This is a genomic window from Pseudomonas nunensis (assembly GCF_024296925.1).
Classification (GTDB): Bacteria; Pseudomonadota; Gammaproteobacteria; order Pseudomonadales; family Pseudomonadaceae; genus Aquipseudomonas; species Aquipseudomonas nunensis.
Window position 1 is genome coordinate 2,953,059 of the sequence record NZ_CP101125.1, and the last position, 16,246, is coordinate 2,969,304.

Sequence of the window (16,246 nt, forward strand, 5' to 3'; positions counted from 1 at the left end):
GATCTGAGAGCTTATCGCCTGCCACCGCTGATGCGCCGATTGCTACGCCCGTTACTGGACCCGTATCGGCGTTATCGCAATGCCCGGGTGATCCACGCGGTGCGGGTGTCGCTGGGGCTGCTGGCGACGATCCTGCTGACCACCGGCATCCACCTGCCCCACGGCGAGTGGGCGTCGGTGACCATGCTGGTGGTGATTGGCGGTTTGCAGCACCACGGCAACATCGGCAAAAAAGCCGCCGAGCGGGCGATCGGCACCTTGATCGGTGCCGGGGTCGGCTTGCTGCTGGTGGCACAAGAGGCCTGGCTTGGTATGCCTTGGCTGACCTATTTTGCGATGTCGGTGGTGTGCGGGTTTTTCTCGTATCACGCCATCGGCAAGGGCGGCTACACGGCGCTGCTGTCGGCGATTACCGTGTTTATCGTCGCCGGGCATGGCGATAATCCAGTCAGTGACGGGTTATGGCGCGGGGTCGATATTCTGATCGGCATCGCCCTGGCCCTGGCGTTTTCCTTCGCCCTGCCGTTGTACGCGGTGTTCTCTTGGCGCTACAACCTGGCCGATGCCTTGCGCGATTGCGCGACGATCTACGGACGCATCATCAATGGCCAACCGGTCACCGATGACGAACACTTGAAACTCATGGGCCGCTTGAACGCGGTAATGGTGCAACTGCGCTCGCTGATGCCGTCGGTGTCCAAGGAAGTGCGGATCTCCATGACCGAACTGGATGCCATTCAACGCAATCTGCGCATGTGCATCAGCACCCTGGAAATCCTCGGCAATACGCGGCCGGATGCCAGTGATCCGGCTGCCATGGCCCATCTGCAAATAGCGTTGAAGGCCGAGCACCGACAGATTCGCGTGCAACTGATCGGCATGGCTCGGGCCTTGAAATCCGGCGCGTCCCAGCGGCTCAACCGGCCGGCGGAGTTGCCGGACGCCAGCCTTGACGCGCCGGTCTACAGTCCGCTGGACGGCTACCGCTTATTGACCCGGCAACTGGCCGCCAACATCGGCGACATGCGCCAGCGCCTGGCCAAGACTGCGCCGCGCTGGAACCTCTGAGGCTTACGGCGTGGCCACTCGACGCTGCTTCAGGCCCCAACCTTGTTGCATACCGGCGGCGGCCAGCAGGATCGCCGCCACACCGAGCCATTGCAGCGGTTCCAAGCGATGGCCGAACGCGAACCAGTCAACGAAGATCGCCGCAATCGGGTAGATAAACGACAGCGCACCGGTCAATGCCGTCGGCAGTTTCTGGATGGCGCCGTAGAGCAGCACGTACATCAAACCGGTGTGAACGATGCCCAGCGTTACTAGACTCGCCCAAGCACTCGGCGCTTGGGGCAATGCCGAAAAATGCGCAAAAGGTGCGAGCAACAATATGCCGGTGCAAACCTGAATCAACGCGATCAAATGCGGCGGCGTGCCGGTCAGGCGTTTGATGATCAACGCGGCAATCGCGTAGAGCAACGCCGCGCCTAGCGCCAGGCCGATTCCCATCAGGTAATCATTGCCACCGGCGCCCTGCTCGCCATGGGCACTGACAATCGCCAGCATCCCGAGGAACGAAACACCCAGCCAGAACAGCTTCTGCAGGGTGATTTTCTCCCCGAGAAACAGCGCGGCCAGACCGACCAGCATGAACGGTTGAACGTTGTAGACCGCCGTGCCGATGGCAATCGAAGCACGGGAGTAAGACGCAAACAGCAACACCCAGTTGCAGACAATCGCCGCGCCGCTGAGCACTGCCAGCAGGAACGTGGTGCGGGTCAGAAGGCCTGGGCGCAGGAAGCCGAATGCGGCGCAGATCAGCAACAAGGTGCCGGCGCCGAACACGCAGCGCCAGAACACCACGTCCAGCACCGGCTGCCCGGAAACCAGCACGAACCAGCCGATCGTCCCGGAAATGAGCATGGCGGCGGTCATTTCGAATGAGCCGCGACGTAGTGTTTTGTCCATTTCAACCTCCTGTGTTTGAGGCCAAATTATGACAATCAGGTGGGGGCCTTCTCCAGCGCAAAAATCAGGTTAAACTCGGTTTCTGCCTTTTTTATCGAGGCCGTTTTGTTCAATCGCCTAATTGAGGTTTCGCCATGACCGACGACATCGATCAAGTCCTGATCAGCGCATTGATGGAAGACTCACGGCGCTCGCTCAAGGCTTTGGCGCAAATCAGCGGCTTGTCATCGCCCAGCGTTGCCGAGCGCCTGCGTCGTCTAGAGGAGCGCGGCGTGCTCAAGGGCTACACCGTCGAAATTGATCCAAAATGCTTCGGCTATCAACTGCAGGCAATCGTGCGCATTCGCCCGTTGCCCGGGCAATTGCAGGAAGTCGAGCGGCAGATCCAGGCAATCCCCGAGTTCACCGAGTGCGACAAGGTCACTGGCGATGACTGCTTTATTGCGCGCCTGCATGTGCGCTCGATGGAACAGCTGGACACCCTGCTCGACCGCCTTAACACACACGCTGAAACCAACACCGCGATCGTCAAGAAAACTCCGGTCAAGCGCCGATTACCGCCGATGGCGTGAGTGTTGTTTTGCCCGGATCGGCGTAGATTGATAATTTTACAGCTAAGGAATGGCGGTATGAAAACTCAGGTAATGCTGTTGGCGGCGCTGATGCTGACGGGATGCGGCACCGTTCAAACTGTGATGCGCGGCGACGAAGTGGCTGCCAAGAGTCTCAAGGATCAAAAAAGTTACTGCGGCGCAGTTCCCCGGATTTACAGCGGCGTGACCTACGATTTTTGCAGCTTGAATGCGCCACTGGAGCAAGGGCGCGATCCGCAGACCTACACCAACGACCCTGCCTGGGTATTAATCGATGTAGTCATGTCAGGAGCCCTCGATACCTTGCTCCTGCCCTATACCATCTACCGCCAGAATGCCGATGGCAGCATTTTCGTGGCGGAGTAAGTAGCGCCCCTTTTTCTGACAGCAGTAGGTTTTACGCTTTCACCACTCTCCATACGCCGTTAGAGTGCGCACCCCATTGCCGCCCGGCAAAATTACAAGGAAGTATTTATGCGCCCCCTACTACGGCACCTCTGTTCCAGCGCCGTACCTCGTTCCGTCCGCAACTTGCTACTGGGAAGTTTGATTCTGCAAGTAACAGGCTGCGCGATGCTTTCCAATCACGTGACACTCAAGACCGAGGTTCCCGCACAGTATGCTGTGGACGTGACCGCCTCCTATCGTCCGCTGTTCACCAGTGTCTGCATCTTGCCCGACGATTACGACGGAGAGCCCAATCCTGACAAAGCGACGTTTTACAGTCAGCTGTACCCTACGCCCCACACTTCTGAATTCGAGGTCGAGCTAGGCAAAAGAGTCGGCGATTGCACGCTGGTGCTCTACAGTTTTGATTTCTCGATCCGGGATCGCTCACAGACCGGGCGCAATACGTTTGACACCTCCACCGTTGGGCTGGAGGTCGAAACATTCCTTAAGGAAGACGAACAGCTAGCGACTAGGCTTGACGAGCAATTGCTCGAAGTACGCTGCCATTGGGAAGACGCGGACGCCATGAATCACTCTGAACGAAAACTTGAATGTCATGGCCTGGATGCCAATAGGCAGGAGCGAAAGGGCTGGCGGCTGGGCATGTTAAAAATGAGGCAGTTACAAGGTCTGACATTGAGGCTGAAAGTCAGCGCCGCGGGCATCGCTGAAAAACCCCAACCTCTGAAATCAAGCATACCTACCCGGTAGTCAAAGAGGCGATCATAAAAAAACCCGCCGAAGCGGGTTTTTTTATTACTCATGACTAGCGATTAATCATCACGGCTCATGATGCCGAAGATCTGCAACAAGCTGATGAACAGGTTGTAGATCGATACATACAGGCTGATGGTCGCCATGATGTAGTTACGCTCGCCGCCGTGAATGATGGCGCTGGTCTGGAACAGAATGCAGACCGAGGAAAACAGCACGAAACCTGCGCTGATCGCCAGTTGCAGACCGCTGATCTGGAAAAAGAAGCTCGCCAGCGTCGCGCCCAGCAACACGAAGAACCCGGCAGTGATGAAACCACCCAGGAAGCTCATGTCCTTGCGGGTGATCAGCACATAGGCCGACAGACCACCAAACACCAGCGCAGTCATCGCGAAAGCGGAGCTGACCACTTCAGCGCCGCCCTGCATGCCCAGGTAACGGTTGAGAATCGGGCCGAGCAAGAAACCCATGAAACCGGTCAGGGCAAAGGCAGATACCAGGCCCCACGCCGAGTCACGGAGTTTGTTGGTCAGGAAGAAAAGGCCATAGAAGCCGATCAGCACCACGAAAATGTTCGGATAACCGACACGCATCTGCTGAGCAACGAACGCCATCACACCGCTGAATGCGAGCGTGAGGGCGAGCAAGCCGTACGTATTGCGCAGGACGCGGCTAACCTCTAGCTGCTCAGCCTGCACGCTGTTATTAACTGCGTAATCCTGTTCGCGCATGGCGACACTCCTGTTGGTTTGAAACGTTCAGTCGCAAAGATCATAACAGACGCTCTGTAACAAGCCATGCAGAGAGTTTGACAGTGTGTTTCATTCAGGTATTATGGCGCCCGCAACGCAAACGGAGGTGTGGCCGAGTGGTTTAAGGCAACGGTCTTGAAAACCGTCGACTGTAACAGGTCCATGAGTTCGAATCCCATCGCCTCCGCCATCTTGAATACGTTAGAGCCCTGATTAGTCAGGGCTTTTTCGTTTCTGGGGTTTGGGGATTTCGCCCGCCATCGACGCGGTCGTTTCCGCATCTTTTAGGCTATTTCCGCAACTCCCCATCAGACATCTCCCGTAATCATTTAATTAAAGCGCCGCCTACGGCGTCCTGCCGATCACAATAATCACCCTCAAAAAACGTCTATCGTGTTAGTTGGAAACACAATCCTGCATAGCCAAGGAGATGGTCATGTCAAAATCTAACGGCGGTAAAAGTGGTTCCGCTCCAGCCGGAAAATCCGGTGGATCAAAGGCACCACCGGTAGCAAATCTTCCAAGCACCACTGGCAAACCTTCAGGAGGAGGACGGGGTAACGCGCCGGCCAAAGGTAAGTAAGCCATGCGACCAAGCTGGCCGGCGTCATGGCCGCAGGCCAGCCTCGCTGCTACGCTGACCTCAATATTGAGGATTCGCGATGCCACACTCAGATCTGCTCCCTTCCCTGCTGTACAAGATCAACGAAAACCCACTCGCCCTTGAAGCTGCCATCTTGGAGCTGACAAATTGGGTCGAAGCGCGCGGTTCAGCCGATGTCGCCGACAACGGGCGCAGCGCCCTGGACGACATCGACAAGAATGAAGAATTCATCAAGCTGACGCTCGCGGTACTCATGGCGCCGGAATAACCGCTTTCGGCCAAAAGCAGACCTTCGATCAGGGGCTACTTCCGGCCATTAGCAGACTGAATGAGTCTCTCGATTTTCTTTCAAGGAAGAACTAGCGTTCACTCATAAAATTTGCCAGCCAGCAAAATGGATGCACACCGCTGCCAAACATTCGAAACAGGAGCACTCGGCGGAGAGCTCCTGGTACTGTCGGTCGCCCATGCAGCCGCTGCATCGAGAAACGTATCTATAGAGCCATTTTCCCACCCCAAGGCGCCTGGCCCATAAGGAGACGATGGCGTCGTTTCCTCCAATACGCGCTCACTGGCAAAATCAGAACCAAGAGCCCCGATAAACTCAATGAAGGATTGCTCATCTTTCACGCGCCCTAATAACTCATCAAAATCAATAGACATAGGAAACCTTGTATCGGGCATTAGCGAGAATGCTAGCTGGGATGCTGCTATGCAGAGAGACGGACAGTTGCCTCTCCATTTGTGAGTATCCACTATGGGTCGGAAGCCGTCGTTCATGAACGTCTGCTTTTGACCGATAGCAGTCCTTAGGAACTGCGGGCGCTGGACAAGCATGCGGGTACCACTATGGCCAAGCTACTTCGCAATGATCAGATCCGGTCCGTTGTTCCGAGCGTTCCCAACGGCAGTGTCGACCTGAACCACACGAGCACCTCTGACTGCTCACTTTGGTGAAGCATCACCTGCCCCGCAAGCTCCTTTGGCGTGGCCGGGTTAAGCCATTCCCTTGTTCCAAGGCTGATGGCTGTATGTTGCAAAAATGTTCATGGCTTATCCTCCGCGTTGAGTGAGAGCAAGGCTGGATAAGTGCGAAGCGGGCTTGCGCTGGTTCCGCGCTTTCATTGCTCGATGGGTAGATTGTATTGATCCTGGATGCGCTCCAGTTCGCCCGAGTGGCGCAGTTGCTCCAGGGCGTGGGCCCAGGAGGCTACCAGTTCGTCGTCACAGTCGCGGCTGAAGGCGATGTACAGCGATGAGCGATAGAGCTCGATGGGAATCTGCCGCAGCGTGCCGCGGGCGATGTTCAACTGGCGGCTGTAGTAAGCCACCCCCGCATCGGTGTCGCCTATGATGATATCGGTGCGCCCGGCTAGCAGCATGCGATAGAGCTGCAGGCTCTCGGTTGCAGTTTTTTCGAGATTGTTGAAGCCCCGCGACTGCAGAGTCTCGGGTATCAGGCCGGCATGTCTCGTCGTAATTTTTGGGGCGTGCAGTAGCTGCTCCAAGGAATTCACCGGCTGCTGCGCATTGGCTAACTGATAGGGGTGAATGGACTCTTCCACGATCGGTCCGACCCACTTGTATAACGGTTCACGCTCTGCCGTGCGAAATAGTGAATACATGATGGTCTTGGGCCGGGTCTTCAATGCACGGGCGCTTCGCATACTGGGCAGCAGCACCACCTCAAAATCATCCCCGGTCAGCGCCATTATGCCTCGAACGATCTCCGTGGCCATGCCGGTGAGCTGATTGTTCTCCTGGTAGTTGTACGGCGCCCACTCTTCAGTAACGACCTGATACTGCTCGGCCCTGACGGGTGTGCCAAGTAATAGGCAGAGCAGCGCGGCAGTAAGTGGCGAATGTTTCACGGGTTCTGCCTGGTGGGCTCTGCGGTGATCAAGGGTGGATCTGATTAAAAGGGCGAAATTAGTATAGACCCTGACACACGTCAAACGCCTGATGCAGTCCCGTAAACCGTCACCACGGCGATTGATACATACTAACCAGTACGCATGGCGCAGGTTTCTCAAGAGCGTTTAGAGGATTGCCTCTTATCGATATCGGTTGGGACACGAAGTGACCGTCCGGTTCTGGCCGATTTCTACCGTTCCTGACGGGCAGCAATCGGCCAAAAGTGGACGGTGGACACGATGACGGCAAATGGGTAGCTTCATTCGAGGGCAGCAGTCCTTGCCGTCACCCATGTTGCGTTTCTTCCTGAGCAATGTCGCATTTGCCGTGACCACTTCCCTCCTTTTGAAGTAGGGACGTTCTTGTGGCCGAGGTGCATGTCATCAGGATTTGTGGAGGTATGGCCACACCGCCAGCATTTGTAGACTCCGACTGGCTTACTTTTCTTAACCAGCTTTTTACGGCAACTGCTTTGGCCTTTCCGATCCCCCCACCTGCTTTACTCGCAGCGATATCTTGAGGACTTGCCCCATCCCCATCCTTGAACGCTAATTTTGAGGGAGGCTTTTTCGCCAAACCAAGCGGGTCAATCCACTGAATCGGATTGGGGGCGAATTGGTAAAGGTTAATACCACCTGCAAATCCAATAGGATCTTTGGAGACAAAGCGCCCGGTTTCAGGGTCGTAGTACCTATGCCGGTTGTAGTACAGGCCCGTTTCGTAGTCGTGGTACTGCCCTTGAAACCGAATCGGGTTGGTCAATCCTTGTTGCAGCGCAGATGCGGATCGTTGTTCGCGCAACCAAGGACAAGGCAATCACCAACCAGATCGGCATCTCTGCCAGCGCCTGTTGCTCGTTCGTCATTGCCCTGCCCCTTAAACAAAAAGACCCGGCGCTGTGGCCGGGTCAGGTGGTGGGTGGCCTGCCGCGCTTTGCGTTTGCAAAGCCCGCCAAGCGCGGGCTTTTTTATGCCTGCGAATTACGACGCGCCAAACACCGGCTCCCCCAAATTCAACATCAATCGATTGGCCCAGGCGAAAATCGAGATCGCGTGGATCAAATCCAGCAACTGTGAATCATCCAACCCCTGATCACGCAGCGCATGAATATGACTGGCATTCAGCGACGCCGGCGCCAGTGTCAGGTCAATGGCGAATTGCACAATGGCTTTCTCGCGATCGGTCGTGCCGGCGGTGGCAGGGTCGGCAAACACTTCGGCGATCACATCGTTGCGCTTGGCCAGTTGTTCGAATCGTTGCGCATGCACCGAGGCGCAGTACACGCACTGATTGATCCGCGACACGACCGTACTCGCCAGTTCGCGCTCAGCGCGGGATAAACCGCCTGGGGCATACATGATGGCGTTGAATGCCTGGGAACGCTGGCGAAGGATGTCCGGGTGGTGGGCCAGTGTCAGGTAGTAGTCAGACGTCTTGGCCTGCGGATGGCTCTCTTGCAGTACGTCGATTTGTTCCTGTGTGGCGCGGGTCAAGTCGACGGTGGGCAGCCAGGCTTTCCAGCCCAGCACTTCGTTGGTGAATCCGTTGCTGCGAATAAGCTCGCTCATCAGGCTGCTCCGGCGGACAGTAACGCGCCGAGCCCAGCGGCCAGACGCATTTGGTAGGACAGGAACGCAATCAGTTGCGCCAAGACGACGATTTCGGCGGTGCTCAAGCCTTGCTGTTGTAGCGCTTGCAAAGCCGCCTGATCACCGTGGACCGGCGATTCGATCAAGGTACGGGTGAAGCTCAAAATCCCCCGCAGGCGGGCGTCGTCCAGCGTTTCAATGTCAGCGAAATCGATGGCCGCCCGTACGGTTTTATCCGCGCCCAACGCCTGCAACTGCTCGAGGTAGTGCGCAGTCAACGTCGCGTGCGGTGTCAGTCGCGCGGCGTAGTAAGCCACCCATAGACGCTCACTCAATGACAGGTTGTTTTCCAGTGCCTGATCAAAAAACAGATCGTGGCTACCCTGCGTCGCCGAGGCGACCTTATCCCTGGCATCGCGCACGGCGTGCAGATGCGTTCCCGGCTGGATGCCCAGCACGCTGTTGAGCAAATCGGCATTGGGTTCAACGGTCGAGGTCATGACAAATCCTGTAAGGCTGTGGGCGAGCGTTGCGCGCAGAGCCCGTCAGGCCCTGGCGCACACCGATTCAACGTTGTTCGGTGACCATCGTCGCGGCCGTGCGGTCGCTGACCAGCGGCTCGACTTTCAGGCCTTTGCGGGCGGCCCAAATGTTCTGGTAGTGGAACAGCGGAATGATGCCTACGTCGTCACTGACCACCTTGACCGAGTCCTGGAGGATCTTGCGGCGCTTGGCTTCATCAAACTCTGCGGTCGAATCCACCAGCGCCTTGTCCACCAGCGGGTTGCTGTAGTGACCCAGTTGGAAGCGCCCTGCCCTTTGGTGCTCTCCACCGTAGTCAGGATGTTGGTCAGCGCATACGCCGCTTCGCCGGTGCCGTTGCCCCAGGCGATCACACTGATCGCCAGCTCATTTTTGTTGGCCTTGCCGGCATACACCGCCCACGGCAACACCTCGAGCTGGACCTTGACGCCGATCCGCGACCAGAACTGCGCCACCGCCTGCAACGCTTCCGGCGCCTGCGGATAGCGATCACCCGGGACGTGCACGGTCAATTGGAAGCCGTCCGGAAAACCGGCCTGCGCCAGCAGTTCCTTGGCCTGTTTCGGGTCGAAAGGAATGTTCTTCACGTCCGGGTTGTAGCCGAAGGTGTTGGCCGGCATCCATTGATTGGCCTCGGTGACGGTACCCTGCATGATCCGTTCATCAATCGCCTGGCGGTTGATCGCCAGCGACAGCGCCTTGCGAACGCGTACATCACGCAGCGGGTTCTCTGGCAGCGGCTTGCCGGCGTTATCGCGAATGAACTCGTTGGGGCCTTCGCGGAAACTCGGCTGGATAATCAGCGCCCGCAAGCCCTGATAGGCGAAGACATTGACGTTCGGGGTCTTGCGCAGACGCTCGACATCCGTGGGCGATACCTTGTCGATCACATCAACATCGCCAGCGAGCAACGCGGCTGTGCGGTTGGCAGCGTTGGCGATAAAGCGGTAGTCGACCTTGTCCCAAGTCGGCTTGGCGCCCCAATAGGTATCGTTTCGCTCGAAGATCGTCCGGTCACCCGGCACATAAGAAACGAAACGGTACGGCCCCACGCCCACCATGGCCTTGCCCGAGTTGTAGTCGGCGCTGCTGGCATTCGCGCCGGCATGCCGGCTGACGATGTAGATCGAGTCCACGTCCGGCAGCAGGTTCGCGTTCGGCGTGCGGGTCTTGATGATCAATGTGTGATCGTCCTTGGCCGTGACCGATTCCACCGTGCGAGTGGCCCCGGCATACGACGCCACGCTGCCCGGCACATTGCGGGCGCGCTCGAACGAGAACACGAAGTCATCGGCAGTCAGCGGCGTGCCGTCCTGCCATTTCACGTCGTCGCGCAGGGCGAATTCCCAGGTCGTGTCATTGATGACTTTCCAGCTCTTGGCCAGGCCCGGCAGGGTTTTGTCGTCGCGCCGATTGACCAGCGATTCGAAGGCATGCAGCGCCACCGAGCGATCACCGGCGTAGTTGTTGAGTTGCGGATCGAGGGACGACACAGGGTCGGCGTAACCGATGCGCAGGGTCTGCGCGGCAGCACTGCCAGCCGCCAGGATAAGCGCCGAGGCTAACAGTGAACGAACAAGTGGCTTCATGGGTAATTCCTTGCACGCAATGGGCATGACGAGCGTCATAGCGCTCGTTCAAAAGTGGTCGTTGAGGTGACACGCGCTCAGGTGGTTCGGCGAAACCTCCCTGAGTGCTGGAACTTCGCTGCGGCAGCGCGCGGTGGCGTGTGGGCAACGAGGATGGAAATGACACCCGGCGGGCGGGTTCAGCGGGCTGGGGATTTCCCCTTTGATCGCGTCATAACGGGTACTGCGGACATCGAAACGCGGGATCTGCGCCAGCAATGCCTGGGTGTAGGGATGGTTGGCTCGGGCAAACAGGTCATCGACCGACGCGCTCTCGACCACCCGTCCCAGGTACATCACCACGACGCGGTCGCACAGGTGCTCGACGACGCCCAGGTCATGGCTGATGAACAGATAGGTCAGGCCCAGCTCATCGCGCAGGTCCATGAACAGATTGAGAATCTGCGCCTGGATCGACACGTCCAGCGCCGCCACTGACTCATCGCAGACCAACAATTGCGGCTGCACCGCCAGCGCCCGGGCAATGCCGATGCGTTGACGTTGACCGCCACTGAACTGATGCGGGTAACGGTGACGCAATTGAGGGCTGAGCCCGGCGCGTTGCAGCTGCGCACTGACGTAATCGTCGAAACCCTGCTTGTCGGTCAAGCCATGCAGCAACGCGCCCTCGCCGACGATACGGTCGACTCGCAGACGCGGATTGAGGCTCGACGACGGGTCCTGAAAGATCATCTGTACCTTCAGACGGACAGCCTGACGCTCATCTGCCGTCAGGTTGTCGAGGCATTTGCCGTCTACCCACGCCGTGCCCGATGACACCGGCAGCAGCCCCGCCACCATGCGCCCGAGGGTTGATTTGCCACAGCCGGATTCACCGACCAGCCCGACCACTTCGCCACGGGCGATGCGCAGGTCCACGGCATCGACGGCATGGGTCACAGGCTTGGGCCGCGTCAGGTGCAAGCGTTGCAACAGGTGCTGAATTGAATGTTCTTGCACCGGTTTGCCGAACGTCTTGCTGACTTGGCGCAGTTCAATCAGTGGGATTTGATCAGTACGCATCAGCGGCTCCCGGGTGAAAACAACGAACCGTCTGGCCGGGCAAGATCTCGCGAGGTTCAGGCTCCTGGACACAGAGCGCCGACGCTCGGCTGCAGCGCTCGGCGAATGCACAGCCGCTCGGCATTGAGGACAGGTCTGGCGCCATCCCGGGAATCTGCCGCAGACGCTCACCGCGTTTATTACGGCTCGGCAGGCTGTTGATCAGGCCTTGGGTGTAGGGGTGTTGCGGACGATCGAGCACATCGGCAACCGAACCCTGTTCGACGATGCGCCCGGCGTACATCACGGCCACGTCGTCGGCCAACCCGGCCACCACCGACAGGTCATGGGTAATCCAGATCAGCGAGGTGCCCTGTTCGCGCACCAGTTTCTGCACTTCGCTGAGGATCTGCGCCTGGATCGTCACGTCCAGCGCCGTCGTCGGCTCATCCGCAATGATCAGGTCAGGCGAATGCAGCAGTGCAATCGCAATCGCCACCCGCTGACGCATGCCACCGGACAACTGATGGGGATAGGCGCGCAGGCGTTCTTCAGGGCTGGCGATGCCCATCAGCGCCAAGGTGCGACTGGCGTGTTCACGGGCGTCGCGTTTGCTCAGTGAACGATGGGCCCGCACCGCTTCGATCATTTGCGAGTCGACTCGCAACACCGGATTGAGGGTCATCATCGGGTCCTGGAAAATCATCGCGATCCGATTGCCTTGTAATGCTCGCAGTTGGGAAGCCGAGAGTTTTGTGAGATCACGTCCCTTGAACAACACCTCGCCGCCACTGATACGGCCGGGTTCATCCACCAGCCCCAGAATGGAAAACCCGGTCACTGATTTACCCGAGCCCGACTCACCCACCAGGCCGAGTATTCGACCCGGCTGAACGTGCAGCGACAGATCACGCACCGCCGGCAGCACGCCGGCCCGGGTGTAGAACGAGGTGCACAGGCCGCGCACCTCCAAGGTCGGCAGCAACGGCATTTCAGGCAGGCTCATCGTTGCAACCTCGGGTTCAGGACATCGCGCAATCGGTCGCCGACCAGATTGATCGCGACGATGGTGATCAACAGCGCAAGCCCCGGAAACAGACTGATCCAGTATTCGTTGCTGAGCATGTACTGGAAGCCGTTGGCGATCAGCAGTCCCAGGGACGGCTCCGTGACCGGCACACCGAGACCGAGAAACGACAAGGTCGCTTCCAGTGTGATCGCGCGGGCGATCTGCAAGGCGCCGATGACAATCAACGGTGGCAGGCAGTTGGGCAGGATGTGTCCGATGACGATGCGCCACGGACCAATGCCCTGCCCCCGCGCGGCGTCGACGTATTCCCGACGGCTTTCGGTCAATGCCTGGCCGCGGGCGGTTCGGGCGTAGTAGGCCCATTCCAGCAGGACTAACGTGAGCATCACGTTGCCGACACCCTTGCCCAGCCAGGCGAGGATCATCAGTGCCATGAGAATCACCGGGAACGACAGCAGCAGGTCCACCAGGCGCATCAACAATGCATCGACCCAGCCACCGACATACGCCGACACCAGGCCCAGCAAAGTGCCGATCAATGCCGCGATCAACGCCGAACCGATCCCGACCCACAAGCTGATGCGCAGGCCATACAGGATCGCCGAGACCAAGTCGCGGCCCTGGCCATCGGTGCCGAGCCAATAGGTGTAGCCGCTGTCCATATTGACGCTGCCCGGTGCCAAGCGTGCATCCATTACGTTGAGTTGCATCAGGTCATAGGGGTTCTGCACCACGATCCATGGCGCAAAAACCGCGACCAGCACAATGGCCAATAACAGCAGCAGCGCGATGACTGCCGTCGTCGAGCTCATGAACTCGACGGACACCCGACGCCAGGGCGACTGGGCCTGCAAACCCACGCGGGCGGTTGGGGTTTTTTGGACGGCATTCATCGGGAGGCCTCGACGCGCACACGGGGGTCGAGCCAGTAATACAGGCAGTCGACAATCAAATTGAGCACCACGAAGATCACCACGACCACCATCAGATAAGCCACTACCACTGGCCGATCCAGCGTGTTGATGCTGTCCAGAATCAGCTTCCCGGCACCGGGCCAGGAAAAGATGCTTTCGGTGACCACGGCGTAGGCGATGGTCGATCCCAGTTCCATCGCCAGCACCGTGACCAGTGGAATCATGGTGTTGCGCATGACGTGCATGCACATCACCCGCATCGGAGAGAGGCCCTTCGCGCGGGCAAATTTGACGAACTCTTGTGGCAGCACCTCCCGGACGCCTGCGCGGGTCAGGCGCAATACCAGCGAGATTTTGAACAGCGCCAGGTTCAGCGCGGGCAACAACAGATGTTGCAGGCCATCAAGGGTCAGCCACGACCACTGCACTCCCAGCCACTCGCGGGTCTCGCCGCGCCCGCTGGCGGGCAGCCAGCCCAATTTGATCGAGAACAACATGATCATCATCAACGCTACCCAGAACGCGGGCAGTGAAAAGCCCACAATGCTGCAGGCCATCATCAGGCGCGAGAACGGGTGATCGGGATAGGCGCCGGCAAATATGCCCAAGGGAACGCCAATCACCACGGCCAGGAACAGCGCGCTGAAGGCCAGTTCGAAGGTGGCTGGCAGTCGTTGCAGAATCAGGCGCATGGCGTCTTCGTGATAGACAAAACTCTGCCCCAGGTTGCCGTGGACGGCGCCCTTGAGAAAAATCAGGTATTGCTCCCACAACGGCTTATCCAGCCCCAGGTGTGCGATGGCCTGCAAGCGTTCGGCCTGATTGAGGTCTTCACCCACCAGAATGTCCATGGGATTGCCAATGGCGTTCAAACCGATGAACACCACGAGGGTCATCAGCACAATCACCAGCAACGACTGAGTCAATCGTCGCAACGCCCAGCCGATCATTGCCGCAGCTCTTCAGCGGTAGGCTGGGCAGGCACCCATTCATCGCCCAGCAATTCGGGGTCTGCATAGCTGCGCATGGCTTCGAAATGCAGCGCAATGTCGTCGTTGAACAACTGGCCGACCAACGCGTGCGCCAGGCGTTTCGAGCCTTCGCTGATGGCCGGGATGTCGCCGGATACCGCGCCATAGGTCAATGCCGCGGGATAACTGAAGCAATGGATATGGTTCAACCCCGGGCAACTGCCGGGTGTCTTTTCCTTGAATTCGAAACAGTCGCCCAGGTCCGGTAGTTCGGACAATTCGGCATCGAGCTCCGTGGAAGGCGCCTCGAAGCGATCCCGCCAGATACGGACCTGCGAGGCGAACGGCGCGAATTCCGGGCGCTGCTGAAAGTCCGTGCGAAAACCGGTGGCGAACACCAGGAAATCCGCTTCGATACGCGCAGTGGGCGTGTGCAGCCAGAGGCCGCCAGCCGGGTTTTGTTCCACCGAGATTACCGGACTGCTCAGCAGGAACCGCGCTTTGCCGGAATTGGAAACCCTAAGCGTACTGCCGCGTGGCGGAGGCACTTGCTGGGTGTTGAGGTAGTTGCGAATCCGCCATTTCCAGGCGTCCGGCAGACGCCAATAGCCGTGGATCATCCCCGGATTGCCGGCGCCCTTGCCTTTGTTGATGCGCGGCAACTCTGCACGGCGGATCAGCAGATCGACGCCCTTCGCGCCTGCTTCCAGCGTAGTGGCGGCACTGTCCATGGCAGACGCCCCGCCACCGATGACCGCAACGCGCTTGCCTTCGAACCATTCGTTCTGCAAACCGTCCGCCGAATGCGCCCACAAATGACTCGGTAGCTGCCGAGCGAATTCAGGCACCCAAGGGCCGCCCAGACCGTCGCGCCCGGTGGCGAGTACGACATGACGCGCCAATAGATTGTGCGTCTGCGTGGGGGTCACGATCTCCAGCTCAACCAGGCCGTCGGCTCTTGGCGCGACCCGGTTGACGCGGTGCTCATTGCGCACGTCCAGCGCCAAAACCTTGCGATACCAACGCAGGTAATCAGCCCATTGCAGACGCGGGATTTTATCCAGCGCGGCCCAGCCCTCGGCGCCAAATTGCGCTTCGTACCAGGCGCGAAACGTCAACGCCGGCAACCCGAGTGCCGGCCCGGTCAGGTGTTTGGGTGAGCGCAAGGTTTCCATGCGGGCGGTGGTCGCCCAAGGCCCTTCGAAGCCTGCCGGCGACTGATCGAAAATCACCGCCACGACACCGAGGTGGCGCAACTCGGCAGCCAGTGCCAGCCCGGCCATGCCGCCGCCGATGATTGCCACATCGAGTACCGCTGCGCCTGCGCTGACGCGCGGCTTGACCCACGGATTGGCCGGAAGGTCGAGCCAGGCGAGATCCTGGCGCAAGCGTGCTTCGAGGGCCGCAAGGCCGGCTAGCGGGGTGGGATCGGACATTGATTGCTACTCGATGACGATCGAGAGCATTTCACTCGACCCTTTGTTGAAATCACTTTAAAAAGCATTCAAGGCCGACAAGAAATGAATTCTAAAGGCTATTGAATGCTTAAAGTGAATACTAGAAGGGGTTTTTTATTC

16 protein-coding genes, 1 tRNA gene and 3 pseudogenes are annotated in these 16,246 nt (G+C 58.7%); 6 read left to right on the forward strand and 14 right to left on the reverse strand.

Annotation, left to right across the window (positions count from 1 at the left end; translation table 11 throughout):
• Positions 1–30: 30 nt before the first annotated feature.
• A complete protein-coding gene (locus tag NK667_RS12595) occupies positions 31–1,068 on the forward strand; it encodes an FUSC family protein (protein ID WP_177331433.1) in 1,038 nt (345 codons plus the stop codon).
• A gap of 3 nt (positions 1,069–1,071) precedes the next feature.
• On the opposite strand, the gene NK667_RS12600 is transcribed toward NK667_RS12595, so the two are convergent.
• Positions 1,072–1,965, reverse strand: a complete 894-nt coding sequence (locus tag NK667_RS12600; RefSeq protein ID WP_054614945.1) for a DMT family transporter — start codon at positions 1,963–1,965, stop codon at positions 1,072–1,074.
• Positions 1,966–2,099: 134 nt separating this feature from the next.
• Here NK667_RS12600 and NK667_RS12605 point away from each other — a divergent pair, with 134 nt between their 5' ends.
• From NK667_RS12605 to NK667_RS12615, 3 genes are all read left to right on the forward strand, one after another.
• Positions 2,100–2,537: an Lrp/AsnC family transcriptional regulator gene (locus tag NK667_RS12605; RefSeq protein WP_054046539.1), complete on the forward strand. Its 438-nt coding sequence runs from the start codon at positions 2,100–2,102 to the stop codon at positions 2,535–2,537.
• 57 nt (positions 2,538–2,594) lie between these two features.
• The gene (locus NK667_RS12610) at positions 2,595–2,924 is read left to right on the forward strand and encodes a YceK/YidQ family lipoprotein (RefSeq protein ID WP_054046542.1); all 330 of its coding nucleotides are present in this window, start codon (positions 2,595–2,597) and stop codon (positions 2,922–2,924) included.
• A 108-nt stretch (positions 2,925–3,032) separates the two neighbouring features.
• Positions 3,033–3,719 carry a hypothetical protein gene (locus tag NK667_RS12615; RefSeq protein ID WP_054614946.1) on the forward strand — a complete coding sequence of 229 codons (687 nt, stop codon included), beginning with the start codon at positions 3,033–3,035 and terminating at the stop codon, positions 3,717–3,719.
• A gap of 62 nt (positions 3,720–3,781) precedes the next feature.
• Here the strand turns inward: NK667_RS12615 and NK667_RS12620 are convergent, their stop codons facing one another.
• Positions 3,782–4,453, reverse strand: coding sequence for a Bax inhibitor-1/YccA family protein (locus tag NK667_RS12620; RefSeq protein WP_008081508.1), 672 nt, complete (start codon positions 4,451–4,453; stop codon positions 3,782–3,784).
• A 123-nt stretch (positions 4,454–4,576) separates the two neighbouring features.
• Here NK667_RS12620 and NK667_RS12625 point away from each other — a divergent pair.
• Positions 4,577–4,664: transfer RNA gene (locus tag NK667_RS12625), tRNA-Ser, on the forward strand.
• Between the two features lie 472 nt (positions 4,665–5,136).
• Positions 5,137–5,346, forward strand: a complete 210-nt coding sequence (locus NK667_RS12630) for a hypothetical protein (protein WP_054614947.1) — start codon at positions 5,137–5,139, stop codon at positions 5,344–5,346.
• Positions 5,347–5,444: 98 nt separating this feature from the next.
• Here NK667_RS12630 and NK667_RS12635 read toward each other — a convergent pair whose 3' ends face one another.
• The 12 genes and pseudogenes from NK667_RS12635 to NK667_RS12685 form a co-directional block, all read right to left on the reverse strand.
• A complete protein-coding gene (locus tag NK667_RS12635) occupies positions 5,445–5,741 on the reverse strand; it encodes a DUF7660 family protein (RefSeq protein ID WP_054616256.1) in 297 nt (98 codons plus the stop codon).
• 458 nt (positions 5,742–6,199) lie between these two features.
• The gene (locus tag NK667_RS12640) at positions 6,200–6,949 is read right to left on the reverse strand and encodes a substrate-binding periplasmic protein (RefSeq protein ID WP_054046548.1); all 750 of its coding nucleotides are present in this window, start codon (positions 6,947–6,949) and stop codon (positions 6,200–6,202) included.
• A 598-nt stretch (positions 6,950–7,547) separates the two neighbouring features.
• Positions 7,548–7,793 (reverse strand): annotated as a pseudogene (locus NK667_RS32550) (RHS repeat-associated core domain-containing protein); the annotation flags it as partial.
• Positions 7,792–7,857 (reverse strand): annotated as a pseudogene (locus tag NK667_RS32630) (phage holin family protein); the annotation flags it as partial. The pseudogenes NK667_RS32630 and NK667_RS32550, both read right to left, overlap by 2 nt.
• Before the next feature lie 115 nt (positions 7,858–7,972).
• A complete protein-coding gene (locus tag NK667_RS12650; RefSeq protein ID WP_054614949.1) occupies positions 7,973–8,560 on the reverse strand; it encodes a peroxidase-related enzyme in 588 nt (195 codons plus the stop codon).
• Entirely contained in the window at positions 8,560–9,081 is a 522-nt protein-coding gene (locus NK667_RS12655) for a CMD domain-containing protein (protein ID WP_054614950.1), read from the reverse strand. Before NK667_RS12655 ends, NK667_RS12650 begins: the two co-directional genes overlap by 1 nt.
• A 67-nt stretch (positions 9,082–9,148) precedes the next feature.
• Positions 9,149–10,713: pseudogene (locus NK667_RS12660) on the reverse strand (ABC transporter substrate-binding protein).
• A 48-nt stretch (positions 10,714–10,761) separates the two neighbouring features.
• Positions 10,762–11,775, reverse strand: a complete 1,014-nt coding sequence (locus NK667_RS12665) for an ABC transporter ATP-binding protein (protein WP_054614951.1) — start codon at positions 11,773–11,775, stop codon at positions 10,762–10,764.
• Positions 11,765–12,760, reverse strand: a complete 996-nt coding sequence (locus NK667_RS12670) for an ABC transporter ATP-binding protein (protein WP_054614952.1) — start codon at positions 12,758–12,760, stop codon at positions 11,765–11,767. The genes NK667_RS12665 and NK667_RS12670 overlap by 11 nt, the downstream gene beginning before the upstream one ends.
• Positions 12,757–13,677: an ABC transporter permease gene (locus tag NK667_RS12675; protein WP_054614953.1), complete on the reverse strand. Its 921-nt coding sequence runs from the start codon at positions 13,675–13,677 to the stop codon at positions 12,757–12,759. Before NK667_RS12675 ends, NK667_RS12670 begins: the two co-directional genes overlap by 4 nt.
• A complete protein-coding gene (locus NK667_RS12680; RefSeq protein WP_054614954.1) occupies positions 13,674–14,648 on the reverse strand; it encodes an ABC transporter permease in 975 nt (324 codons plus the stop codon). The genes NK667_RS12675 and NK667_RS12680 overlap by 4 nt, the downstream gene beginning before the upstream one ends.
• Positions 14,645–16,105, reverse strand: coding sequence for a SidA/IucD/PvdA family monooxygenase (locus NK667_RS12685; protein ID WP_054614955.1), 1,461 nt, complete (start codon positions 16,103–16,105; stop codon positions 14,645–14,647). Before NK667_RS12685 ends, NK667_RS12680 begins: the two co-directional genes overlap by 4 nt.
• Between the last annotated feature and the right edge of the window lie 141 nt (positions 16,106–16,246).

Excerpts from the sequence above, each read along its gene's own strand:
- NK667_RS12595 (WP_177331433.1), top strand. The coding sequence starts at position 31 with ATGCGCCGATTGCTACGCCCGTTACTGGACCCGTATCGGCGTTATCGC.
- NK667_RS12600 (WP_054614945.1), bottom strand. The coding sequence starts at position 1,965 with ATGGACAAAACACTACGTCGCGGCTCATTCGAAATGACCGCCGCCATG.
- NK667_RS12605 (WP_054046539.1), top strand. The coding sequence starts at position 2,100 with ATGACCGACGACATCGATCAAGTCCTGATCAGCGCATTGATGGAAGAC.
- NK667_RS12610 (WP_054046542.1), top strand. The coding sequence starts at position 2,595 with ATGAAAACTCAGGTAATGCTGTTGGCGGCGCTGATGCTGACGGGATGC.
- NK667_RS12615 (WP_054614946.1), top strand. The coding sequence starts at position 3,033 with ATGCGCCCCCTACTACGGCACCTCTGTTCCAGCGCCGTACCTCGTTCC.
- NK667_RS12620 (WP_008081508.1), bottom strand. The coding sequence starts at position 4,453 with ATGCGCGAACAGGATTACGCAGTTAATAACAGCGTGCAGGCTGAGCAG.
- NK667_RS12630 (WP_054614947.1), top strand. The coding sequence starts at position 5,137 with ATGCCACACTCAGATCTGCTCCCTTCCCTGCTGTACAAGATCAACGAA.
- NK667_RS12635 (WP_054616256.1), bottom strand. The coding sequence starts at position 5,741 with ATGTCTATTGATTTTGATGAGTTATTAGGGCGCGTGAAAGATGAGCAA.
- NK667_RS12650 (WP_054614949.1), bottom strand. The coding sequence starts at position 8,560 with ATGAGCGAGCTTATTCGCAGCAACGGATTCACCAACGAAGTGCTGGGC.
- NK667_RS12655 (WP_054614950.1), bottom strand. The coding sequence starts at position 9,081 with ATGACCTCGACCGTTGAACCCAATGCCGATTTGCTCAACAGCGTGCTG.
- NK667_RS12665 (WP_054614951.1), bottom strand. The coding sequence starts at position 11,775 with ATGCGTACTGATCAAATCCCACTGATTGAACTGCGCCAAGTCAGCAAG.
- NK667_RS12670 (WP_054614952.1), bottom strand. The coding sequence starts at position 12,760 with ATGAGCCTGCCTGAAATGCCGTTGCTGCCGACCTTGGAGGTGCGCGGC.
- NK667_RS12675 (WP_054614953.1), bottom strand. The coding sequence starts at position 13,677 with ATGAATGCCGTCCAAAAAACCCCAACCGCCCGCGTGGGTTTGCAGGCC.
- NK667_RS12680 (WP_054614954.1), bottom strand. The coding sequence starts at position 14,648 with ATGATCGGCTGGGCGTTGCGACGATTGACTCAGTCGTTGCTGGTGATT.
- NK667_RS12685 (WP_054614955.1), bottom strand. The coding sequence starts at position 16,105 with ATGTCCGATCCCACCCCGCTAGCCGGCCTTGCGGCCCTCGAAGCACGC.